Origin of the sequence: Pseudomonas sp. P1.31 (assembly GCF_001269815.1) — a bacterium.
GTDB lineage: Bacteria > Pseudomonadota > Gammaproteobacteria > Pseudomonadales > Pseudomonadaceae > Aquipseudomonas > Aquipseudomonas rustica.
In genome coordinates, this window is sequence record NZ_LHVN01000023.1 from 13,775 (window position 1) to 36,264 (window position 22,490).

Genomic DNA, 22,490 nt, shown 5'->3' on the forward strand with positions numbered 1-22,490 from the left:
CTGTGGTACTCCGCTTAAGCTTGTTATTGATGGAAAGCGTCGCGTGCAACACCCCTTTCGGGGCTTGTGTCGCCCTGTTCCTGATTCTCGGGCAGAGGAAACAGGGGGACAGGTGGGTGAAGCTGGACGAGACACTCAGGTCACATTCACCTTCCATTGAATGGGCATCTGCAAAAGCGACTGCCAGGTTTGCCGACAATGCCTTTACGGGTGCTCATCCGTTGCGCAGCTTAATGGCTGCGACAATGTGTCTGCTTGCGGTGCTGCGACATATTCGTTCATAGGCAGGTAAATGAAGGCTTTCGCACCGGTAAACACTAGCAGCCGTGGCGGAAAACGACGGGGGGAATGCCCGGTTTTACGGGACACTCGTGCCAATCGCCGACCCGTGGCGGCTACATATCCAGAAACGAAAACCCTCAGGGCCGTTCTATCGACCCTGAGCGTGGCATCCGGTTCAGCACTGGCTTTTGACACGGATCAGTCCGGCAACTCTTCATACGCCCGGAATTTGCTCACGGTGGCGCAGTCGTAGCACTGCATCTGCAGGGTCAATTTGTCCATGCTGGCGTCGATATTGCTGGAGTCGCACTCGCGGCAGAACAACTGCGGATAGTCGACCTGTGGCGCGGCGACCGGCGAGCCCGTGAGAAACCGAGGCACAAATTCGTCTCGCCAGAACAGCCCCGGCGACTTGGAAAAACCGGCACCACTGTCCTTGAGCACGACGTCGTAAAGCAGGCGGGTCATGGCCGGCTGCGGCACGCGTGTATCGCGGTAGCTGTCCTTGCGCCAGTTCTCCGCCAAGGCCAGTTGCGCGGTACTCTGCATGTTGCGCGGAATGGTGTTGGAGGCGTGGGTGCGACCCTTGGAGTTGCCGGTGGCATAGAAATGCGCAGCGCTTTTGACCGCGACTCTGGCGAAGTAGTAGATCTGACTGACCGAGAAGTTCTGCAGCAACGTGCCGATCACCGAGTCGGCGCGGGCTTCGGCGGTGAACGCCATACCGACCATATTGGCCTGCAGGTGAACGTATTGAATGGATTCCTCCCGCGCGAGCCTGAAGATCAATGCGTACAACTCACGTTTCCACCCTGGCAGTACAGGCCCGGACAACTCTTCGTACAGGGCCAGATAGAGCATATCGCGCGTGCAGCGCACGCCCTCGTCCAGGGCGACGTTGGCCCGCCAGTAAACGGCCGAATACGTGCTGATGCTGAACTCGTCGGCCCGATTGAACGCTCGAATGTCCGATACCGTATCGACCTGCAAGGCGCCCGCCTCGTGCAGACCTTTCACCAACTCTTCACTGAAAGCGTCGGTGGACGTGAGCTTTTCCCCTCTGATTTCAGCATCAAGCGCGGCAATGCGTTCGCCTGCGCCTTGGCCACCGTCATCCAGCAACGCCAGCAGAGCAACTTTTTGCTGGAATCCAAGACTGGCAAAGGGTACCGGTGGGCTTGGCGTACCGTAGCGCGCGGCCAGATCACTGCGGTCACGTTCGGCCTGATCAGCGAGTTGCTGTTTGCGCAACCGGACACAGGCATCACAACCACACACGCTGCGCCGCGAGCCCGCACCGGCGGTGAAGTATTGATGCTCGCAATTCACACATTTGTAAGCACTGCGCAGGGAAACCGGAGTGCCACGGGAGGGTCGGTGCATCCACATCGGCAATTCACAATACGGGCATGTCAGTTCGGCACTGACGATCGGCGGCAGCACTTTCAACACACTGCGTACGGTATCCGGCAGTTTGTACTCGGCGATCAGGTCGGCGGTTTTTTCGCCGTTGAGGTAGCGCTGGTAAAGCTGTTCCACCTGCTCCTCGGACAGATGACTGATTTCTTGCGCCCATTGGAAATATCGCTTCATCAAAAGACATCCTTTTTTGCATGTTGGCCATCGCACTCCGTTGCGTTCGAACAGCAAAATCTGACGGCAAACATCCGCCAAAACAAGCGAAAAGGCCTCCAATTCACTCTATTTTCATTCTTCTCAAAAACCCTACGAGGCCAGCGGATTTTTCTTACTCGACTCTGGGAATAGTCTTTAAGAACAGCCCTGCACTCGACGATGTTTCAGCAGAATTTCCCTCAGGCTGGCAAAATCGCACTTTTTGCGCACTGTCTACCGCGTTAGCCACCCAGGAATTCCCCATGCAAATGACCACCGCCCTATTGATCGTCAACCCATGCGACGACGAAGAAGACAACATGGCCATGCTCTGCTGCCACAGCGACAAGGGCGACATGTTCCTGATGAGCCGCTATCCGGACGAGGATGAGCTGGAAATCACCCTGGACGGCGAGCCTTCGACGCTGGACGGCGTGAAGGTCACGTTGAGCTCAACGCTTCTGAAGATTGAAATCGGCGCGGCGGATGCTGATGCGTTGAATGGGGATGATGTGCTGGAGATCAGCTTTAACCCGGATATGGTTGATCTGGATGAGGTTGTCGAGACGTTGACGAATATCCTCGACGGGACGGGAACCTTCATCAACGAAGTTTGATGGTGTCTGAATAGGCCTCTTCGCGAGCAAGCTCGCTCCCACATTTGAACTGCGTGCACCCCGTCAATGTGGGAGCGAGCTTGCTCGCGAAGGCGTCCGAAAGAACACTACCCCTCCCCGGTACTACAAAAATCCAACAATTCCCCCAGTCATTTCCCGCACTTTGCGAAAAATGCCGTTAGTCGCCACCCCCCGCGATGGATTAAAGTAACGCCCCCAGCCCCGGCGTTATCCGAACGCCTGTGGCCACCCCTTTCCAGGAACAGTCACCGATGGAACATCGTGAAGCGCTGCTGGCGCTGCGAACCTTTCTTTCAACGCAGATTCTCGGCCAGGAAAAACTCATCGAGCGTTTGCTCATCGCCCTGCTCGCCGACGGCCATATGCTGGTCGAGGGCGCCCCGGGTCTGGCCAAGACCAAAGCGATCAAAGAACTCGCCGAGGGCATCGAAGCCCAGTTCCATCGCATCCAGTTCACCCCTGATCTGCTGCCCGCCGACATCACCGGCACCGAGATCTATCGCCCGGAAACCGGCAGTTTCGTGTTCCAGCAAGGGCCAATCTTCCACAACCTCGTGCTGGCGGACGAAATCAACCGCGCGCCGGCCAAGGTGCAATCGGCGCTGCTCGAAGCCATGGCCGAGCGTCAGGTCAGTGTCGGCCGCAGCACCTACGAGCTGTCGCCACTGTTTCTGGTGATGGCCACGCAGAACCCGATCGAGCAGGAAGGTACCTATCCGCTGCCGGAAGCCCAGCTCGACCGCTTCCTGATGCACGTAAAAATCGGCTTCCCGGATGCCGCCGTCGAACGCCGCATCCTCCAGCAGGCCCGTGGTGAAGCACTGAACGGCGAAACCAAGCCCGAGCGCCGGGTCAGCCAGCAGGCGATCTTCGCTGCACGCAAGGAAATTCTCGGTCTGTACATGGCCGATGCCGTGGAGGAATACCTTGTGCAACTGGTCATGGCCACCCGTACGCCGGCCAAGTTCGATCCGGAAATGGCCGAGTGGATTGCCTATGGCGCCAGCCCGCGTGGCTCGATCGCCCTCGACCGCTGCGCCCGCGCCCACGCCTGGCTGGCCGGTCGCGACTTCGTCAGCCCGGAAGACATTCAAGCGGTGCTGTTCGACGTGTTGCGTCACCGCATCATCTTGTCGTTTGAAGCCGAAGCCGCCGGCATCGATCAGGATCGGGTGGTGCAGCGGATTCTCGACGTCGTAGCCGTCGCTTGACCCCCATGAACGCCCCCCAGCCTTCCCAACCGGGCATCCGCGTCAGCCTCGCCGAGCTGATCGAGATGCGTCACCGGGTGCGTGAAGTGCAGCTGTTTTCCACGCCGAGCCAGCGCAGCCCGCTGATCGGCCTGCATCACTCGAAATTCCGTGGTCGCGGTGTCGACTTCGACCAGGTGCGCGTGTATCAGGCCGGCGACGACGTGCGCACCATCGACTGGCGCGTGACCGCTCGCACGCAAGAGCCGCACACCAAGCTGTTCCATGAAGAACGCGAACGGCCGATTTTCATCATGGTCGAGCAAAGCACGCGGTTGTTTTTCGGCTCGGGGCTGATGTTCAAATCGGTGTTGGCCGCACAAGTCGCAGCGCTGATCGGCTGGGCCGCGCTCGGCCACAACGACCGGGTCGGCGGGCTGGTGTTCGGCGACAACGAGCACTACGAAATCAAACCACGGCGCAGCAAGCAGAGCCTGCTGCAATTGCTCAACCGTTTGGTCAAGGTCAATCAATCGCTGCACAGCGAACGTGAGCCGGATCGCGATGCCTTCGGCGTAGCCCTGCGCCGCGCCCGCGAAGTGCTGCGCCCCGGCAGTCTGGCCATTGTGATTTGCGATGAGCGCGCGCTGTCCGATAGCGCCGAGCAACAACTGAGCTTATTGGCGCGCCATTGCGATTTGCTGATGCTGCCGATATCCGATCCACTCGATCACGCCCTCCCCGCCGCCGGCCTTCTGCGCTTCGCCGAACGTGGCGCCCAGCTTGAGCTCGACACGCTGAATTTTGATTTGCGCCAAACCTATCGCGCGCAGGCCGAAGCGCGCATCGCTCGCTGGGAATTGCTCGCGCAGAAGCTGCGGGTGCTGCTGATGCCGTTGAGCACGCAGAGTGAAATGGTCGAACAGATGCGCGAATTCCTCAATCCGCAGCGTCCGGGGAAAGGTCGATGAACGGCCTCGACCAATTGCAACCGCTGATCTCGCCGCCGCCGATTGCCTTTTGGCCTCCGGCGCCGGGCTGGTGGTTATTGCTGCTGTTATTGCCGCTGCTCGGTTACGCCGTGTGGCGCCTGCGCCGTTTCATTCCCATGAAGAAACGCCCGATCGTGCGCGCTGAACAGCCACTCGATCCGGTGCGCGTTGCCGCCCTCGCAGAACTGGCGCAAATGCCCAAACCCTACGACGGCGCCCCGGCCGGCGCGTGGCTGCAACAGGTCAATGGCCTGCTCAAACGCCTGTGTCGCAACCATTATCCCTACAGCCAGAGCCACACCCTTAATGGCCGAAAATGGCTGGCGTTCCTCGACAACCGTTGCCCCGCCGCTGGCCTGACGCGCTGGATGGTGCTGGTCGAAGGCGCGTACAAACCGGAATGCAAACTCGACGACAAAGCCATTGCCGGCCTGACCCAAGCCGTCGACACGTGGATTCGCAAACATGTTTGAGTTCGCATGGCCGTGGATTTTTCTGCTGTTGCCGCTGCCGTGGCTGATGCGCCTCGTATTGCCGGTGGCCGACAGCGGCGAACCGGCGCTGAAAGTCAGCTTTCTGTCCGACCTCGAAGGCCTCGCCCGCCGTCGTGCCCGCGCCAATTTGCCTGCGTGGCGCCAGCAAGCGCCGTTCATGTTGTTGTGGTTGCTACTACTGACTGCCGCTGCTCGCCCGCAATGGCTCGGCGAACCGTTGCCGATTGCCGCCAGTGGCCGTGATTTGCTGGTGGCGGTGGACGTGTCTGGCTCGATGGATTTCCCCGACATGCAGTGGCAGGACGAAGAAGTCAGTCGCCTGTCCTTGGTGCAGCATCTGCTCGGTGACTTCCTGGAAAGCCGTGACGGCGACCGGGTCGGCCTGATCCTCTTCGGCAGTCAGGCGTACCTGCAAGCACCGCTGACCTTTGACCGCCACACCGTGCGCGTCTGGCTCGATGAAGCGCGGATCGGCATTGCCGGCAAGAACACCGCCATCGGCGACGCCATCGGTCTGGGCCTGAAACGCTTGCGCATGCGTCCAGCACAAAGCCGTGTGCTGATTCTGGTCACCGACGGCGCCAACAATGGCGGCGAAATCGATCCGTTGACGGCGGCAAAACTGGCGGCCAGTGAAGGCGTGAAGATTTACCCGATCGGCATCGGCGCCAATCCTGAGGACAGCGGTTCGACCGGCCTGCTCGGCGTCAATCCAAGCCTGGATCTCGATGAGCCGGCGCTCAAGGAAATCGCCGAAGTCACCGGCGGGCAATACTTCCGCGCGCATGATGGCCAGGAACTGCAAGCGATCAAAGACACCCTCGACCAGCTCGAACCGGTGACCCAACAACCGACCCAGGCACGTCCTGCGCAAGCGTTGTATCACTGGCCGCTGGCGTTGGCGCTGTGGTTGAGCCTGTTGCTGGTCGCCCGCGAATTGTGGCCGGACAACCCGCTGCAACGCCTGTTCAACAAGGAGCTTAATCTGCAAAGTCCGCTGCCTGACTGGCGCGAGCGTCTCAAACGCCTGCGTCTGCGGAGACGCCGATGATTGCCCTCTGGCCGCACTGGTTCCGTCCGTGGTGGTTGCTGCTGTTGCCGCTGCTCGGCTGGCTGATCTGGCAACTCTGGCACCGGCAAAAACGCGCCGGACGCTGGCAGATGATTCTGCCGCCGGCGTTCCACGCCACCCTGCTCAGTGGCGGCAGCGGTCGCGACAGCAAACTGCCGTGGGTGGCCCTTGGCGTGGCGTGGTTGCTGACGATTCTCGCGTTGCTCGGGCCGAGCTGGGAGCGCGTCGAACAGACCAGCCAGAAACCCGCCGATCCGTTGGTGATCGTGCTGGAACTGACTCCGGAGATGCTCGCCACCGACTCACCACCGACGCGACTGGAACAAGCGCGGCGCAAGGTGTTCGACCTGTTGCAGGCGCGCAGCGATGCGCAGACCGCGATCGTTGTTTACGCCGGCAGCGCCCACACGCTGGTGCCGCTGTCGGATGATCTGGCGACCAGCCGCAATCTGCTCGACGCGCTGAAGCCGTCGCTGATGCCGGAAAGCGGTCATCGCGCCGATCTCGCCGTCGCTAAAGCGCTGGATTTACTCAAACAAGGTGCACTCGGCCAAGGGCGGATTCTGCTGGTCGGCTCGTCGCTGAGCGAAGATGAACGGCAAGGCATTCGCCGGGCGCTCAACGGGCAATCGGCGCAGCTGTTGATGCTCGGCATCGGCACCGCCGAAGGTGCGCCGATTGCGCAGGAGGACGGCAGTTTCCTCAAGGACGAACAAGGCGCGATCCGTGTGCCGCAGCTCGACAGCCCGGGGCTGGCGGCATTCATCAATAGCGTCGGCGGTGACTACCACGCGGCGCGTCTGGATGAAGCCGATCTCGGCGCACTCGGCCTGCTCAACGGCCCGCGCAGTTTGCGCAGCGATGGCCAGACCGTGCGCCTCGACACGTGGGCCGACCAGGGTTATTGGTTGCTGCTGCCACTGCTGCTGCTCGCTGCCTGTGCCGGGCGGCGTGGCTGGCTGTTTTGCCTGCCGCTGCTGTTCTGCCTGCCGCAGCCGAGCTACGCTTTTGACTTCGAAGACTTGTGGCTGCGCCCCGACCAGCAAGGCCTGCACTTGCTCAAACAGAAACGTCCCGCCGAAGCCGCAGAACATTTTGACGATCACCAGTGGCAAGGGGTGGCGTTGTACGAGGCTGGCGACTACAGTGGCGCCGCCCAGCGTTTTGCCGAAGGCAGCGATGCCCGCGCCCACTACAATCGTGGCAACGCTTTAGCGAAAAGCGGTGAGCTGGACGCGGCGATCGACGCCTATGAACAGGCGCTGGAGCTGCAACCGGATCTGCGTCCGGCACAGACCAACAAGGCGCTGGTGGAAAATCTGCTGAAGCAGAAAAGCACCCCGCCACCGGTCGAACCGGAAAGCCAGCAGCCCGAACAGAATCTGCCGGGCGGTGAACCTCCGCCGCCCACCGCGCCGCCACCAGCGGTGAAAAGCGAAACCCAGAGTGAGGCGCAATCCGGCGAGTCTGCCAGTGAACCGCCGCCGACCACACCGCCGCAGCCAGGCCCGAATGAGGTGCCGGGCAGCAACGATGAGGAAGAGGAAACCAACACCGTGCCGACGCTGCGCCCGACCGAGGACAACCTCGAAGGCGAGCAACGTCAGGCACTGGAACAATGGCTGGGCAAAATCCCGGATGATCCGGGCGAACTGCTGCGACGCAAATTCTGGTACGAACAGCAACAACATCAGGATCAGGAAAACACTCGATGACCCGCTTCACCGCTCTCTTGCTGCCCCTGCTGCTCTGCACGACCGCCAACGCGGCCGAGCTGATCGCCAGTGTGGATCGCAGTCGCCTGAATTCCGGCGAGACGGTCGAGCTCACCCTCGAAATCAGCGACGTCACCCAGTTCGGCAAACCCGACCTGACCCCGCTGGAGCCGCTGTTCGAAGTGCGCGGCACGCGGCAGGTCAACCAGCTCAATACCCTCAACGGCGACAACCGCGCGACCACACGCTGGATCATTACGCTGCTGCCCAAAGAGAACGGCAGCGTGGTGATTCCCTCGCTGCAAATGGGCGAGGTGCAGAGCCAGCCGATCACCGTGCAAGTGGTCGAAAGCGACACCCGCGAAGACAAGAACAGCCTTGATCCGGTGTTTATCGAAGCCAGTCTCGATCAGTCCAGCGTGTATGTGCAGGCGCAGGCGATCCTGACTGTGCGCGTCTATCACTCGGTTTCGCTGTACGACGACAGCAGCCTGTCGCCGCTGCAAATCGTCGATGCGCGGGTTGAGCAGCTCGGCGACACGCGCACCTACGAGAAAGACATCAACGGTGTGCGCCACGGCGTCATCGAAATGCGCTACGCGATCTATCCGCAGCACAGCGGTTTGCTGACGATCACCCCGCAGACTTTCAGCGCCACGCTGGTCGACACGCAACCGGCCCAGGACGCCAGCCCACAGGGGCCGAAGCCGGGCAAGCTGATGCGCGTCACCTCTTCGGAAATTCCGCTGACGGTCAAGCCCAAACCGCTGACTTATCCTGCCGATGCGCCATGGCTGCCGGCACGCAGCCTGAGCTTGAGCGAGAGCTGGAACCCCGAGCCGGAACACACGCAGATCGGCGATTCGCTGACCCGCAGCCTGACCCTGAAAGTCGAAGGTCTGGCCGCTTCGCAATTGCCCGCCTTGCCCGCCACCGACGTCAATGGCCTGCGCCGCTACCCCGATCAACCGGTGCTGAGCAATCAAAGCAGCGACCGTGGCCTGATCGGCAGCCGTGAAGAACGCGAAGCGCTGGTGCCGAGCCGCAGCGGCTCGATCGACCTGCCGACGGTGGACGTGGTGTGGTGGAACACTTTCGAAGATCATTTGGAACACAGCAGCCTGCCGGCGCGCACCCTGCAAGTCGCCAATAACCCGAGCCTGCAGGTCGATACGCCGACGGGCAATCTGCAACCCGGAATCGTCGATAACGACACGCTGTGGTGGTGGAAACTCAGCACGCTGATACTGGCTTGCACCACCCTGCTCGGCTTTGGTCTGTGGTGGCGAGCGCGCTGGCAGCCGGCGATCCTGCGCGCCGCACAAACCGGCCCGAGCCCGCGCACCTTGCTCGACGACATCAAACGCGCGAGCCAGGCCAATGACCCGCAGGCGACGCGGCAGGCGCTGGATGCCTGGGCGCGTCAGCAGCCGGAGACGCTGGCGGACATGGCTGCGCGGTTTGTGCCGTTGTCGGATGCGCTGGATGGCTTGAATGGCGCGCTCTACAGCGAAACCGGGCAGCATTGGCAGGGCGAGGATTTGTGGCGGGCAATCCGCACGATTCCCACCGCCGAGCGCGTACACGACCCGGTGGGTGACAGCGGGTTGCCACCGCTCTACCCGAAGTAAAAGATCAAAAGATCGCAGCCTGCGGCAGCTCCTACAGGGGACTGCATTCCCAAATGTAGGAGCTGCCGCAGGCTGCGATCTTTTGATCCAATGGGGTAAGGGGATCCATGCGCAGACTGCGCGGGGCAATAAACTGTAAACTCTCCGCCTCTTTCGCCGCCTCTTCATTCCCGCGCGGCCATCACCTCTTTTTGTTGCGGAGTCCGCCTTGCGTCTGTTTCACACCTCCGACTGGCACCTTGGGCAAAACCTGCATGGTCAGGAGCGCGATTTCGAGCACGCCTGTTTTCTCGAATGGCTGCTGCGCCAACTGAAACTGGCGCAGCCGGATGTGCTGCTGATTGCCGGTGACATCTTTGACACGGTCAATCCGCCGGTCAAAGCCCAGGAATGCCTCTACGATTTCATCGTCAACGCCCACGAGCAGCAGCCCTTGCTGACCATCGTGATGATCGCCGGCAACCACGATTCCGGCTCGCGCATCGAACTGCCCGCGCCGTTGATGCGGCGCTTGCGCACCCATGCGCTGGGTCGCGTGCTGTGGCTGGACGACGGCCAGCTCGATTCCGAACGTCTGCTGCTGCCATTGCCGAACGCCAAAGGCGACATCGCTGCGTGGTGCCTGGCGCTGCCGTTCCTGCGTCCGGCCGAAGTCACCGGTGCGCATCTGGGCGACAACTATTTGCGCGGCATCGGTCAGGTGCACGAATGGCTGATCGAAGCGGCCAACGCCAAGCGCCAACCGGGTCAGGCGCTGATCGCCATCAGCCACGCGCACATGGCCGGTGGTTCGGTCTCGGAAGACTCCGAGCGCAGCCTGATCATCGGTAACGCCGAAGCCCTGCCCGCCAGTCTGTTCGGGCCGAGCATCAGTTACGTCGCCCTCGGCCATTTGCACAAGCCACAGAAGGTCAACGGCGAAGAGCGCATTCGCTACAGCGGTTCGCCGATCCCGTTGTCGTTCTCGGAGATCGGTTATCAGCACCAGATCCTCGACGTCACGCTTGATGGCGAAACCCTGGTCAGCGTCGAGCCAAAACTGATCCCGCGCTCGGTCAACCTGCAACGCATCGGCCCGGCACCGCTGGCCGAGATTCTGCTGCAACTGGCCGACCTGCCGAACATCGACCTGCTCGCTGAAACCCAGCGCCAGCCATGGCTGGAAGTGCGTGTGACCCTCGACGAGCCGCAGCCGGATCTGCGCCATCAAGTGGAAAACGCCCTGCAAGGCAAAGCCGTGCGCCTGGTGCGCATCGCCGCTGAATACGCTGGCAAGCGTGGCGCTGACGGCGAAGAGGACGGCACCGCGCTGATCGAACTCGATCAACTCACCCCGCAGGAATTGTTCAGCCGCGCCTGGCTCGACAACTACGGCAGCGAAGTCGATGAACAGACGCTGAAGGACTTCGCCGAACTGCTGCAAGACGTGCAACTGGAGGGCGAGCAGCCATGAAAATTCTCGCCATTCGTTTGAAAAACCTCGCCTCGCTGGCCGGGCCGTTCGAAATTGATTTCACCGCTGAACCGCTGGCCAGTGCCGGTTTGTTCGCGATTACCGGGCCGACCGGCGCCGGTAAAAGTACCCTGCTCGACGCCTTGTGCCTGGCGCTGTTCGGCGCTGTTCCGCGCCTGAACAACACCGGCCGCGACGCCAAAGTACCCGATGCTGATGGCGAGATCGCCACGGGTGACCCGCGCACACTGCTGCGTCGCGGCACCGGTGAAGGTTATGCGGAAGTGGATTTCGTCGGTGTTGATGGCCGTCGCTATCGGGCGCGCTGGGAAGCCAACCGCGCCCGCGAGAAGGCTGGCGGCAAGTTGCAGGCCAGTCGTCAGAGCTTGCGCGACATCGATCAGGATCAACTGCTCGCCAGCCAGAAAGGTGAATACAAAACCCAACTGGAAGCCGCACTGGGCCTGAACTTCGAACAGTTCACCCGCGCCGTGCTGCTGGCGCAGAGCGAGTTCAGCGCGTTCCTCAAAGCGGACGACAACGACCGCAGCGAACTGCTGGAAAAACTCACCGACACCGCGCTGTACACCCGCCTCGGCCGTCGTGCATTCGACAAGACCAAAGAGGCCCGCGAAGCGCACAAGCTGTTGCAGGATCAGGCCACTGGCGTCACTCCCCTCGCCCCCGAAGCGCGCGCCGAGCTGGATGAACGCTTTAACGCCGCCCAGCAACAATTGAAGTTGCAGCAGGCACAATTGAAGCAACTGGAGCAGCAACACAGTTGGCTCAAGGATTTGCGGCTGTTGCAGGACGCGCAGCAAGCCGCCAGCGAGCAATTGCACAGCGCCCAGCAACAATCGGAAGCGCTGGCCGGCGAACGCATCAAGCTGACGCGTCTGGAACAACTCGGCCCGCAACGGCACCAGTTCGCCCGCAAAACCGAACTCGATGCGTTGTTGACGCCGTTGGCCGCGCAGATTGCCGAGCACACCCGCCAGCACGCCGAACTGACTGAACGTCAGACGCAACTCGAGCAGAATCTTGAGGCCGCCAAAGTCGCGCTGACCGAGGCGCAGCAACGCCAATCTGAAAACGCCCCGCTGTTGCGTCAGGCCTTCGAAGAGCAAAGCACCCTCGCCCGTCTGGCCAAAGATGTGGCCGCGAGCGCTGAGGCCAAAGCCACTGCGCAACAAGCCTGCGCCGACGGCCAGAGCGCTATTCAAGCCTTGCAGGAAAAGCAGGGGCAGGTCGCCGAACGCTTGCAGCGCATCGCCGCTGAGCTGGAACAAAGCGCTCATCTGGCGCCATTGAGCGACGCGTGGAATGCCTATCGCGATCGCCTGCAGCAGTTGATGTTGATCGGCAATCGCCTGAACAAAGGTCAAACCGAACTGGCCAACCTCGAACAAAACGCCACGCGCAGCGCTGAAGAGTTCGCCAGCCAGAAGCAACAACTCGAAGTGCTGTTCAAAGAGGCCGGCGCCGAACCGGATGCCGTCGCCGAGCAGATCGGCATTCTCGGCACGCTGTTGCAGGACAACCGCAAACAACTGCGCGCTTTCGAAGACCTGTCGCGCCTGTGGGCCACTCAACAGGATCTGGACAAGCGCGGCGCCGAGTTGCAACAACGCCAGCTCAATGCGCAGCAGGAGCGTGAGCGCCTGACCCAGGACGGCGTCAAAACCAAAGCCGAGCTGACCGTCGCCGAGCAAACCCTCAACGTCACCCGCGAACTGCTTGAACGCCAGCGTCTGGCGCGCAGTGCCAGTGTCGAAGAGTTGCGCGCGCAGTTGCAGGACGATCAACCGTGCCCGGTGTGTGGCAGCAATGAGCACCCGTATCACCAGCCGGAGGCGCTGCTGCAAAGCCTCGGTCGCCACGATGAAAGCGAACAGGCTAACGCTCAGCTAGTCGTCGATCAGCTCAAGGAAAAGCTCAGTGAACTGCGCGCCGACGTCGGCGCTGTCATTGCTCAGCAGAAAGAACTGCTGCAACAACAGGAGCAACTGGCGAATCAGCAACAGGCCCTCGCGCCGAGCCTCGATGCGCACCCGCTGTCTGCTCAGTTGCTCAATCAGGACGCCGACAAACGCGACGCCTGGCTCATCCGCCAGAACGAGCAGTTGAACCAGAGCATCACTCAGGACGAACAGCGCCAGAGCGCCCTGCTCACCCTGCAACAGGATGCGGCGCGGTTGACTCAACAATTGCGTCAGGCCGAAGCCGCGCATCAACAAGCCGCGCAGCACCTGAGCAATCAACAGCGCGAACTGAGCAGCGACCGTCAACGCCTCGATGAAGAACTGACGGCGTTCGGCCCTCTGCTGCCGGCCGAGACCCTTGAAGCCCTGCGCCTGGAGCCGGCGGCGACGTTTATGCAGCTTGACCGGCAGATCGCCGAACGTCTGACGCAACTCGATCAGCAAAAGGAAGAATTGAGCGAACAGCAGCAACGGCAGCAGACGCTGGAGAAAGAACAGGATCGGCAGCAGACCCGCGCACAGCAGGCACAAACCGCTGAACAGCAGTTCAATGCGCTGGCCGAGCAACAGCAACTGTGCCAGCAGAAACTGGCGCAATTGCTCAGCGAACACAGCAGCGCCGAACAGTGGCAGCAGCAACTGGAAAACGCTGTGGAACAGGCGCGCGCCGCCGAAACCAGTACCGCGCAAGAACTGCAAAGTGTGCGCACGCAGCTTGTGCAAATCGCCGCCGAACTCAAAGCGCAGCAACAACGTTTGCAGGCTCTGGAAAGTGAAGACAAGGATCTGGCCAGCAAGATTGCCGACTGGCGCGCGCGTCATCCGGAGCTGGATGACGGTGGCCTCGAAGATCTGTTGCGGGTTGACGACGCGCAACTCGCTGAACTGCGCCAACGCTTGCAGCAAAACGAAAAAGCCATCGAGCAAGCCAAAGTGCTGTTGCAAGAACGTGACGAGCGCTTAGCCGCGCATCAAGCCCAGCACAACGGCAATCTTGATGCCGAGCAACTCGCCACGGCCCTGACGGATTTGCAGAACCAGTTCAACGTCAGCGAGCAGCAATGCGCTGAACTGCGCGCCGAACAGGTCGAAGATCAGCGCCGGCAGAATGCCAATCAGGCCTTGGCGCAGCAGATTGCTGATGCCTATGCCGAGTATCAGCGTTGGGCGCGGCTCAGTGCGCTGATCGGCTCGGCCACCGGCGATACGTTCCGCAAGATCGCCCAGGCCTACAACCTCGATTTGCTGGTGCATCACGCCAACGTGCAACTGCGCCAACTGGTCAAACGCTATCGCCTGAAACGCGGCGGCAGCATGCTTGGCTTGCTGGTGATGGACACCGAAATGGGCGATGAACTGCGCTCGGTGCATTCGTTGTCTGGCGGCGAGACGTTCCTGGTATCGCTGGCGTTGGCGCTGGGTCTGGCGTCGATGGCGTCGAGTACGCTGAAAATCGAATCGCTGTTTATCGACGAAGGTTTTGGCAGCCTCGATCCGGAGTCGCTGCAACTGGCGATGGATGCGCTGGATGGTTTGCAGGCGCAGGGCCGTAAGGTCGCGGTGATTTCCCATGTACAGGAAATGCACGAACGGATTCCGGTGCAGATTCAGGTGCAGCGTCAGGGCAATGGTTTGAGCACCCTGGAGGTGAAATGAACACGCTGTATTCTTTCCGCCGCTGTCCGTATGCGATGCGCGCGCGGATGGCCCTGCGTTATTCGGGCGTGCCGGTGGAGATTGTCGAGGTCAGCCTTAAAGCCAAACCGGCGGAGATGCTGGCGATCTCGCCGAAGGGTACGGTGCCGGTGCTGGATGCGGATGGTCGGGTGATTGATGAGAGCCTGGAAATCATGCGCTGGGCGCTGGCGCAGAATGATCCGCAGAACTGGTTGCTTGATGGCGATTCGCGGATTGCTGAGTTGATCGAGGCGAACGATCAGGGGTTCAAGGTGGATTTGAATTGCTACAAGTACGCCGAGCGTTATCCGGAGCAGCCGATGGAGGTTTATGGGGCTCAGGGCGCGGTGTTTTTGCAGCGGTTGGAGGGGTTGTTGCAGGATCGCGATTATTTGCTGGCTGATCATCCGAGCCTGGCGGATATCGCCCTGCTGCCGTTTGTTCGGCAGTTCGCGCATGTCGATCGCGAGTGGTTTGCGCAGACGCCTTATCCGCGTCTGCAGGCTTGGTTGGACAACTTCCTCGCGTCCGACCTCTTCATCTCGATCATGAAGAAGTAACCCTCAACTTCCTGCCTGATTGATCATTCCCACGCGGAGCGTGGGAACGATCAACCCTGTGGTGAGGGGATTATTGTGGCGAGGGGATTTATCCCCGTTCGGCTGCGAAGCAGTCGTGAAACCATTCTATGCGGTGTGTCAGGCAAATTTGAGTTGCATGATTTGGGGCTGCTTCGCAGCCCATCGGGGATAAATCCCCTCGCCACAATAAATTCCATCACCACAATGGATTGCGGTGTCTAGGCAAGCGCATTGCACATCCCAAGCGCCATGCAATCCACTTCGAAAGGCCCAAGGAAATCCGCCGAAACCTTCACCGGCGGATTCCCCGCCATCAGCCCCAGCGTATTCGCCCGTTCGATATTGTGCGCAATGCTGTGATTGGCCTCTATGGCCCGCGCCAGCCCGCCCACCGAGCCTTGGCCGACACCCAGTAGCGAAGCGCCGTTAGTCATGACCGCCAGACTGGCGATGACCCAAAGTCTGTAGCCTTTCATGCGCCGCCGACTCCTGCGAGTTCAGCCCGGTCGACCATCACGCTCTGCGAGCGGACTTCAAACTGAATGCCGGGATGGGCGACGTCGATCGGTGCGTCGAAGCTGTGTTCCATCTGCGAGGCGATGCTGACGACCAGTACAACGGCCAGGTAAAGACCGATGGCCAGGTAGGCGCCGCGTTTGGCTGAAGTGATGATTGCGCTGGCCATGGTGTTCTCCCGTGGGCATGTTTCGATGGCCACAGAATCGATCAAAACAGCACGGGCAACCACTCAGGGTTTTCCATAGTGAACATCAACTGCGTTGATTATTTAGCCGGTCTATTTGCGCGTTTGAGAAAACCTATGACCGTGCTTCACGCACACGGGGGCGACGGTCTTTACGGATCGTTCCCACGCTCTGCGTGGGAATGCAGCCCGTGACGCTCCGCGTCACTGGACGCAGAGCGTCCCTAGAGGCATTCCCACGCAGAGCGTGGGAACGATCAAACCACACGCGCACAAACATGTAGGTGCTGCCGAAGGCTGCGATCTTTTGACGTTTAAGATCAAAAGATCGCAGCCTTCGGCAGCTCCTACAGGGGAGTTTTGTGCAGACTTTCAGTGTTGGGCTTTGTGATCCAGAGCCGCGTAGAAGTTGGCGCTCTGTTGCAGGTATTTTTGGGTGTAGCTCTGGGTGTGGGATTTTTTGCTGTTGATTTCAACGTTGGCGCTGGCTGGCAGCACAACGGTGGCGGAGATGGCGGAAGCGGCGATAACAGAGAAGAGATTGAAGTTCATGGCGGTAACCCTCGTGTTCGGTTGGCTTGCTTGCCCGGTTGGGCTGTGAAGCAAACTTAACGCTCGACGGTTACTCGCTTGAAATGCTTTGTAGCATTACCGAATATCAGCGCGATTGATACAAAGAGACAGGCCCCGCAAACCGGGGCCTGTGGCTTATTGTCGCACCATAAACTTCAGGTCGCTCGGGGCGTCCATTGGCAGTTTCTGCACGGTTTTGCCGAGCAGACCGGTCTTGCTGTCGCGTTCAACGACAACAATCTGGTTGCTCTTCTGGTTAGCGATCAGCAGGAACTTGCCGCTCGGATCGAGGCTGAATTCCCGTGGGTGATCACCTTCCACCGAACGCTTTTGCAGCTCTTTGAGCTGGGCGGTCGCCGGATCGATGCTGAACACCACCATCTGATTCGCGGTGCCACGGTTGCTGACATAGAGGAACTTGCCGTCCGCCGAGGTGTGCAGCGCCGCGCCGGCCTTGTCCGAGGTCGGTTGACCGGCGGCCAGATCGACCAGTTGGGTTTGCGTCAGCACGCCATCGTTGTAATCGAACACCGCGACCTGCGCACTCATTTCCATGGTCAGCCAGGCATGTTTGCCGTCAGCGCTGAACAGCAAATGACGTGGGCCACTGCCGGCTGGCATGGCGACGAACGCGGTTTTCGCCGGGGTCAGCGGCAGATCAGGGTTGGCTTTCGGGTCGAATTGGTAGATGAAGACCTTGTCGGCGCCCAAGTCATTGGAGAACACGTAGCGACCGTCCGGCGAGGAAATCGTCGAGTGCACGTGGTTCGACGCCTGACGCTCCGGGTTGACCCGGCTCGCCGGGTGCGCGCTCATTTGCACTACCGGTTTCAGCTTGCCGTCAGCACCGACGGGCAACACCGCCAAGGTTCCGCCCGGATCCTCCACCACCGAATAGTTGCTGACGAACAGGTGGCTGGCGTCGCCGCTGAGGCTCGAATGGGTCGGCTCGTTGCCCAGGCTCTGTACTTGATTGATCAGGGTCAGGGCGTGGGTTTTCGGATCGATCGAATAGCTGCTGACGCGGCCGACCGGGTCTTTCTGGCCCGGGCCGTTTTCATTGACCACGAACAGGCGATGCTGGTCTTTGGACAGGGTCAGCCACGACGGGTTTTCGCTCTTCACCACTTGCAGCGGCTTGGCGTCGATCTGGCCAGTGGCGCTGTCGAAATTCATTCGATAGATGCCCTGGCTGGTGCCGGCGGTGTAAGAACCGACCAACAATTGAAAGCTTTCTGCCGATGCCGTGGACAGGCCCATGGCACCCACGCTGCCGGCCATCAGCAGCGGCCAGAATTTACGCATTTTCATCAGTGTCATCCTCATCATCGCTGCTGCTGACGACATCGCCATGGCACACCAGGCGGTGTTCGCCGATCGCTTTGGTTTCATTGAAATAGCCGACGATCAGCCAGCTCTGCAGCGAGTCATCGAACGTGGCCGCTGCAACTTGAGCCGGGGTGAATTGCCAATGCTTGGCCGCTCGGCCATCGATGCATTCGATGTTCAGATTGTCGTCTTCGTCCAGGGCGAATTCGAAGGCATGCAGGCCGTCGATTTCGACCATGCCGCAGTGTTCGAGGGCGTTGAGAAGGGTTTGGGCAGTCATGGCAATCAAGTCTTTCAGGGGGAAACCGGCAATGATAGCTCAAGAAGCACACTCCCCCTGTAGGAGCTGCCGAAGGCTGCGATCTTTTGATGTTGTTTTTTGAAATCAAGATCAAAAGATCGCAGCCTTCGGCAGCTCCTACAGGGGTGGTGTGTCAGAGGGCTTCGCGGCTTGGTTTGCCGTCAACCAGGCGCTGGATGCGCAACGGGTTGGCGTTTTTCAGTGGCTCGGGCAACAAGCTGTCCGGGTAGTTCTGGAAGCACACCGGGCGCAGGAAGCGGTCGATCGCCAGCGTACCGACGGAGGTGCCGCGTGCATCGGAGGTGGCCGGATACGGCCCGCCGTGCACCATCGAATCGCACACCTCAACGCCAGTGGGATAGCCGTTAAGCAAGATCCGCCCGACCTTCTGCTCCAGCAGCGGCGTCAGTTCAGCGAAGCGCTCGAAGTCCGCCAGTTCACCAATAATCGTCGCCGTCAGTTGACCGTGCAGACCCTGCAACGCCGCGCTGAGTTGCGCCTTGTCCGCCACTTCAACAATTACCGTGGTCGGGCCAAACACTTCTTCCTGCAGGACTTCATCACCCTCGATCAACAGGCTGACGTCAGCCTTGAACAGCTGCGGCTGCGCCTGATTGCCCTGCTGCGGATTGCCGGCCAGATGTTCGATGCCGGGATGCGCCAGCAGCTTCTGCAAGCCTTTGCCGTAGCTGCCGAGGGTGCCCGCGTTGAGCATGGTTTGCGCCGGTTGATCACCGATCAAACCAGAAACCTGCTGCACAAACGCACTGAACTCTGGCGAACGAATGCCGATCACCAAGCCAGGATTGGTGCAGAACTGGCCGCAGCCTTGCACCACCGAAGCGGTCAAATCGCGGGCGATGGTTTCGGATCGCTCGGCCAATGCCTGCGGCAAAACGATCACCGGATTGATGCTCGACATCTCGGCGAACACCGGGATCGGTTGCGGGCGCGCCGCCGCCATGTCGCACAGTGCACGACCACCCTTGAGCGAACCGGTGAAACCGACCGCCTGAATCGCCGGGTGCTTGACCAGCCATTCACCGACGCCGCCGCCGTAGATCATGTTGAACACGCCGGCCGGCATCGCGGTTTTTTCGGCGGCGCGAATCAGCGCATCAGCAACCAGTTCTGCCGTCGCCATATGGCCGCTGTGGGCCTTGAACACCACCGGGCAACCGGCGGCCAGCGCCGATGCGGTGTCGCCGCCCGCTGTAGAAAATGCCAGCGGGAAATTGCTCGCACCGAACACCGCTACAGGGCCGAGACCGATGCGGTACTGACGCAAATCCGGGCGTGGCAATGGCTGACGATCCGGCAGCGGCAAATCGATCCGCGCGCCATAAAAATCGCCACGGCGCAGCACTTTGGCGAACAGGCGCATCTGCCCGCTGGTACGTCCGCGCTCACCCTGAATGCGCCCGGCCGGCAATGCGGTTTCGCGGCAGACCACGGCGACGAAATCATCACCGAGGGCATCCAGTTCATCAGCGATCGCATCGAGAAACTGCGCGCGGCGCTCAGCGCTAAGGCTGCGATACGCCGGGTAGGCGGCAGCGGCAGCCTTGGCCGCAGCGCCGACTTCTTCCAGCGTGGCCTGAATGAAATCGTGGGGCAGCTGTTCGCCCGTGGTGGCGTCGACCGATTGCAATTTGACGTCGCCAGCGGCACTGCGCTGACCGCCGATGTAGTTGTGACCGAGAATCTGAGTCATGGGATCTCCTTAAAGGGTGCCGATGCTGTCCGGTTCAAACGCCGCTGGTACCGGGACGATGCCGTTGACCAGCGGTGCGCCGAATTCGGCCTGGCTGATTTCGAAGACGTCACCCGGTAGAGTGCGAATCCCATCGGCGAACGACAGGGTCGCGGTGCCGAAGAAATGAATGTGCACGTCGCCGGGACGCAGGAACTGGCTGTACTTGAAGTGGTGGTATTCGAGGTTGGCGAGGCTGTGGCACATGTTCGCCTCGCCGCTGAGAAACTCGTTCTGCCAGAGCACTTCGCCGTCGCGCAGGATGCGGCTGGTGCCTGCCAGATGTTGAGGCAATTCACCGGTGCGAAGTTCCGGGCCATAGCTGCAACTGCGCAGTTTCGAGTGCGCCAGATACAGGTAATTCTTGCGTTCCATGACGTGGTCGGAGAACTCGTTACCGACCGCGAAACCGAGGCGATAAGGCTTGCCGTCATTGCCGATGATGTACAGCCCGGCCATCTCAGGTTCTTCGCCGGCGTCTTCGGCAAATGGCGGTACCGGGAACGGTTGGCCCGGACGCACGACGATGCTGCCGTCGCCTTTGTAGAACCATTCCGGTTGCACACCGGCCTGCCCCGCCGCCGGTTTGCCGCCCTCCACGCCCCATTTGAAGATGCGCATGGTGTCGGTCATCGTCGCTTCGTCGCCGGCCTGCTGGTGCATTTTGTCGCGGGCCGAGGCGCTGCCGAGGTGAGTCAGGCCGGTGCCGCTGATCAACATGTGCGCTGGATCCGGGTGATCAAGTGGCGGCAGGATGCGCAGTTGCGACAGCAGTTCGCTGTAGTCGTGGCTTATGCCGAGGCCGAGGGTTTGCACTTGTTGCTCGAGGGTGTTGCCGGCCTCGATGGCGGCGAGCGCCAGATCGCGCACGCTGCGGGCGTCCTGTACTTCGCGCACCACACCGTTGTCGACCACGCCGACACGGCGTTCGCGGTTGCTTAATTCGAATTGAACCAGATGCATGTTCTTCTCCTATTCCCTCAAAAACACCGCCGTTCCCCTGTGGGAGCGAGCTTGCTCGCGAAAGCGGTGTGTCAGTCACCCACAATGTTGAATGTGATGGCCTCTTCGCGAGCAAGCTCGCTCCCACAAGGGATTTACGTAGTTCCCAAAAATCAGGTACGGGTAGCGCCTCGTGCGCTGGCGGCGAACTGGTCAACCGGCAGGACGTGTTTGCGTTCCAGTACGCGATAGACAACGCCCGTCAGGATCAAGCCAAACACCATCACCCCCGAGAGGAAATACAGGCCGGAACCGAGGTTGCCGGTGTATTCCTTCAACGCCCCAATCACAAACGGCCCGATGTACCCGCCGAGATTCCCCACCGAATTGATCAACGCAATCCCCGCCGCCGCACTCGCGCCGGCAAAGAACCGCCCCGGCAATGTCCAGAACACCGCCGTGCAGGAAAACAGCGCAAACGCCACCAGACACAGCGCCGCCAGTTGCGCCACCGGCAAGGTCAGCCACGCGCTGAGGAACAGGCCAATCGCACCCAGCACATAAAGCACGGCGAGATGCCCGTAGCGATCATTCAAACGGTCAGAACTGCGCGGCACGATCAGCAAACCGATGATCCCGAAGATGTACGGCACCGACGACACAAACCCCGTCACCAGATCGCTGCCGCCAAACTGTTTGATCAACGTCGGCAACCACAGACCCAAGCCATAAATGCTCAACGTTACCGGCAGGTAAAACAGCGCCAGCAGCAACACGCGCTTGTCTTTCAGTGCATGCAGCGGATTGCCGTGGCGGGTCTGGCCGTACTCCTGCAGATCCTTTTTCAGTTCACCGGTCAGCCAGTCTTTTTCTGCCTGATCCATCCACTTCACTTGTTGCGGGCCATCCGGCAACCAGCGCAACACCGGCCAGGTCAACAAGATCGCCGGCGTGCCGATGACGATGAACAGCCACTGCCAGCCGTGCAGGCCCAACACGCCGTCCATGCCGAGCAAACCGCCGGACACCGGGCCGGTGATCATCATTGCGATCGGTTGCGAAAGGATGAACAGCCCGAGGATCTTGCCGCGATGGCGCACCGGGAACCATTGGGTGATGTAGTAGAGAACGCCCGGGAAGAAGCCCGCCTCGGCCGCGCCGAGCAGAAAGCGCATCACGTAGAAACTGTGTGGGCCCTGGACGAAGGCCATGCCGATGGTGATCGCGCCCCAGGTGATCATGATTCGCGCGAACCAGCGGCGTGCGCCGAAGCGTTCAAGCATCAGGTTGCTGGGGATTTCGAGAAGGAAGTAGCCAATGAAGAACAGCCCGGCGCCGAGGCCGTAAGCCGCATCGCCGATGCCAATGTCGGCGCCCATGTGCAGCTTGGCGAAGCCGACGGCGGAGCGATCCACATAGGCGATCAGGTACAGCAGGATCAGGAAGGGAATCAGTTTCAGCGTTATGCGCCGGATTAGCCGCAGTTCCTGGCTCATGAGATCGGTCTCCGATTGTTGTTTTTATAGAACCTCGGGGGACGCCTCTCGCGGAAAACCGTCAGGGCCATC

19 protein-coding genes are annotated in these 22,490 nt (G+C 60.8%); 10 read left to right on the top strand and 9 right to left on the bottom strand.

What is annotated here, in order from left to right; genetic code table 11:
• Nucleotides 1-480: 480 nt before the first annotated feature.
• Complete coding sequence (locus AD669_RS15045) at nucleotides 481-1,875, bottom strand: hypothetical protein (protein WP_053121130.1); 1,395 nt, start codon at nucleotides 1,873-1,875, stop codon at nucleotides 481-483.
• 284 nt (nucleotides 1,876-2,159) lie between these two features.
• Here AD669_RS15045 and AD669_RS15050 point away from each other — a divergent pair, with 284 nt between their 5' ends.
• The 10 genes from AD669_RS15050 (at nucleotide 2,160) to AD669_RS15095 (ending at nucleotide 15,300) form a co-directional block, all read left to right on the top strand.
• Entirely contained in the window at nucleotides 2,160-2,513 is a 354-nt protein-coding gene (locus AD669_RS15050; protein ID WP_053121132.1) for a hypothetical protein, read from the top strand.
• A gap of 272 nt (nucleotides 2,514-2,785) precedes the next feature.
• Nucleotides 2,786-3,745: a MoxR family ATPase gene (locus tag AD669_RS15055; RefSeq protein WP_003218556.1), complete on the top strand. Its 960-nt coding sequence runs from the start codon at nucleotides 2,786-2,788 to the stop codon at nucleotides 3,743-3,745.
• 5 nt (nucleotides 3,746-3,750) lie between these two features.
• The gene (locus AD669_RS15060) at nucleotides 3,751-4,695 is read left to right on the top strand and encodes a DUF58 domain-containing protein (protein ID WP_053121134.1); all 945 of its coding nucleotides are present in this window, start codon (nucleotides 3,751-3,753) and stop codon (nucleotides 4,693-4,695) included.
• Nucleotides 4,692-5,189, top strand: coding sequence for a DUF4381 domain-containing protein (locus AD669_RS15065; RefSeq protein ID WP_053121136.1), 498 nt, complete (start codon nucleotides 4,692-4,694; stop codon nucleotides 5,187-5,189). Before AD669_RS15060 ends, AD669_RS15065 begins: the two co-directional genes overlap by 4 nt.
• Complete coding sequence (locus AD669_RS15070) at nucleotides 5,182-6,261, top strand: VWA domain-containing protein (protein WP_053121138.1); 1,080 nt, start codon at nucleotides 5,182-5,184, stop codon at nucleotides 6,259-6,261. The genes AD669_RS15065 and AD669_RS15070 overlap by 8 nt, the downstream gene beginning before the upstream one ends.
• Nucleotides 6,258-7,997: a tetratricopeptide repeat protein gene (locus tag AD669_RS15075; RefSeq protein ID WP_053121141.1), complete on the top strand. Its 1,740-nt coding sequence runs from the start codon at nucleotides 6,258-6,260 to the stop codon at nucleotides 7,995-7,997. The genes AD669_RS15070 and AD669_RS15075 overlap by 4 nt, the downstream gene beginning before the upstream one ends.
• Nucleotides 7,994-9,628, top strand: a complete 1,635-nt coding sequence (locus AD669_RS15080; RefSeq protein WP_053121143.1) for a BatD family protein — start codon at nucleotides 7,994-7,996, stop codon at nucleotides 9,626-9,628. Before AD669_RS15075 ends, AD669_RS15080 begins: the two co-directional genes overlap by 4 nt.
• Nucleotides 9,629-9,836: 208 nt before the next feature.
• Nucleotides 9,837-11,081, top strand: coding sequence for an exonuclease SbcCD subunit D C-terminal domain-containing protein (locus tag AD669_RS15085; protein ID WP_053121145.1), 1,245 nt, complete (start codon nucleotides 9,837-9,839; stop codon nucleotides 11,079-11,081).
• Nucleotides 11,078-14,719, top strand: a complete 3,642-nt coding sequence (locus AD669_RS15090) for an AAA family ATPase (protein ID WP_053121147.1) — start codon at nucleotides 11,078-11,080, stop codon at nucleotides 14,717-14,719. Before AD669_RS15085 ends, AD669_RS15090 begins: the two co-directional genes overlap by 4 nt.
• On the top strand, nucleotides 14,716-15,300 hold the full coding sequence (locus AD669_RS15095; protein WP_053121149.1) for a glutathione S-transferase: 585 nt from the start codon (nucleotides 14,716-14,718) through the stop codon (nucleotides 15,298-15,300). Before AD669_RS15090 ends, AD669_RS15095 begins: the two co-directional genes overlap by 4 nt.
• 239 nt (nucleotides 15,301-15,539) lie before the next feature.
• On the opposite strand, the gene AD669_RS15100 is transcribed toward AD669_RS15095, so the two are convergent.
• The 8 genes from AD669_RS15100 to AD669_RS15135 form a co-directional block, all read right to left on the bottom strand.
• Nucleotides 15,540-15,797, bottom strand: a complete 258-nt coding sequence (locus AD669_RS15100) for a hypothetical protein (RefSeq protein WP_053121152.1) — start codon at nucleotides 15,795-15,797, stop codon at nucleotides 15,540-15,542.
• Nucleotides 15,794-16,006 (bottom strand): hypothetical protein, encoded by a 213-nt coding sequence (locus AD669_RS15105; RefSeq protein WP_053121154.1) that lies wholly within the window; start codon nucleotides 16,004-16,006, stop codon nucleotides 15,794-15,796. Before AD669_RS15105 ends, AD669_RS15100 begins: the two co-directional genes overlap by 4 nt.
• A gap of 390 nt (nucleotides 16,007-16,396) precedes the next feature.
• Nucleotides 16,397-16,576, bottom strand: coding sequence for a hypothetical protein (locus AD669_RS15110; RefSeq protein ID WP_007917967.1), 180 nt, complete (start codon nucleotides 16,574-16,576; stop codon nucleotides 16,397-16,399).
• A 156-nt stretch (nucleotides 16,577-16,732) separates the two neighbouring features.
• Nucleotides 16,733-17,908, bottom strand: a complete 1,176-nt coding sequence (locus AD669_RS15115; RefSeq protein WP_053121156.1) for a lactonase family protein — start codon at nucleotides 17,906-17,908, stop codon at nucleotides 16,733-16,735.
• Nucleotides 17,895-18,206, bottom strand: coding sequence for a DUF5629 family protein (locus AD669_RS15120; RefSeq protein WP_053121158.1), 312 nt, complete (start codon nucleotides 18,204-18,206; stop codon nucleotides 17,895-17,897). The genes AD669_RS15115 and AD669_RS15120 overlap by 14 nt, the downstream gene beginning before the upstream one ends.
• Before the next feature lie 154 nt (nucleotides 18,207-18,360).
• Nucleotides 18,361-19,941, bottom strand: coding sequence for an aldehyde dehydrogenase (NADP(+)) (locus AD669_RS15125; protein WP_053121160.1), 1,581 nt, complete (start codon nucleotides 19,939-19,941; stop codon nucleotides 18,361-18,363).
• Nucleotides 19,942-19,950: 9 nt separating this feature from the next.
• On the bottom strand, nucleotides 19,951-20,943 hold the full coding sequence (gene araD1 / locus AD669_RS15130; protein ID WP_053121162.1) for an AraD1 family protein: 993 nt from the start codon (nucleotides 20,941-20,943) through the stop codon (nucleotides 19,951-19,953).
• Nucleotides 20,944-21,095: 152 nt separating this feature from the next.
• Nucleotides 21,096-22,418, bottom strand: a complete 1,323-nt coding sequence (locus tag AD669_RS15135) for an MFS transporter (RefSeq protein ID WP_053121164.1) — start codon at nucleotides 22,416-22,418, stop codon at nucleotides 21,096-21,098.
• Nucleotides 22,419-22,490 lie beyond the last annotated feature (72 nt).

Bases quoted from the DNA above. Each gene is read 5' to 3' on its own strand.
- AD669_RS15115 (WP_053121156.1), bottom strand. From the start codon at position 17,908: ATGAAAATGCGTAAATTCTGGCCGCTGCTGATGGCCGGCAGCGTGGGT.
- AD669_RS15095 (WP_053121149.1), top strand. From the start codon at position 14,716: ATGAACACGCTGTATTCTTTCCGCCGCTGTCCGTATGCGATGCGCGCG.
- AD669_RS15135 (WP_053121164.1), bottom strand. From the start codon at position 22,418: ATGAGCCAGGAACTGCGGCTAATCCGGCGCATAACGCTGAAACTGATT.
- AD669_RS15050 (WP_053121132.1), top strand. From the start codon at position 2,160: ATGCAAATGACCACCGCCCTATTGATCGTCAACCCATGCGACGACGAA.
- AD669_RS15105 (WP_053121154.1), bottom strand. From the start codon at position 16,006: ATGGCCAGCGCAATCATCACTTCAGCCAAACGCGGCGCCTACCTGGCC.
- AD669_RS15065 (WP_053121136.1), top strand. From the start codon at position 4,692: ATGAACGGCCTCGACCAATTGCAACCGCTGATCTCGCCGCCGCCGATT.
- AD669_RS15070 (WP_053121138.1), top strand. From the start codon at position 5,182: ATGTTTGAGTTCGCATGGCCGTGGATTTTTCTGCTGTTGCCGCTGCCG.
- AD669_RS15075 (WP_053121141.1), top strand. From the start codon at position 6,258: ATGATTGCCCTCTGGCCGCACTGGTTCCGTCCGTGGTGGTTGCTGCTG.
- AD669_RS15120 (WP_053121158.1), bottom strand. From the start codon at position 18,206: ATGACTGCCCAAACCCTTCTCAACGCCCTCGAACACTGCGGCATGGTC.
- AD669_RS15045 (WP_053121130.1), bottom strand. From the start codon at position 1,875: ATGAAGCGATATTTCCAATGGGCGCAAGAAATCAGTCATCTGTCCGAG.
- AD669_RS15100 (WP_053121152.1), bottom strand. From the start codon at position 15,797: ATGAAAGGCTACAGACTTTGGGTCATCGCCAGTCTGGCGGTCATGACT.
- AD669_RS15110 (WP_007917967.1), bottom strand. From the start codon at position 16,576: ATGAACTTCAATCTCTTCTCTGTTATCGCCGCTTCCGCCATCTCCGCC.
- AD669_RS15090 (WP_053121147.1), top strand. From the start codon at position 11,078: ATGAAAATTCTCGCCATTCGTTTGAAAAACCTCGCCTCGCTGGCCGGG.
- araD1 (WP_053121162.1), bottom strand. From the start codon at position 20,943: ATGCATCTGGTTCAATTCGAATTAAGCAACCGCGAACGCCGTGTCGGC.
- AD669_RS15080 (WP_053121143.1), top strand. From the start codon at position 7,994: ATGACCCGCTTCACCGCTCTCTTGCTGCCCCTGCTGCTCTGCACGACC.
- AD669_RS15055 (WP_003218556.1), top strand. From the start codon at position 2,786: ATGGAACATCGTGAAGCGCTGCTGGCGCTGCGAACCTTTCTTTCAACG.
- AD669_RS15125 (WP_053121160.1), bottom strand. From the start codon at position 19,941: ATGACTCAGATTCTCGGTCACAACTACATCGGCGGTCAGCGCAGTGCC.
- AD669_RS15060 (WP_053121134.1), top strand. From the start codon at position 3,751: ATGAACGCCCCCCAGCCTTCCCAACCGGGCATCCGCGTCAGCCTCGCC.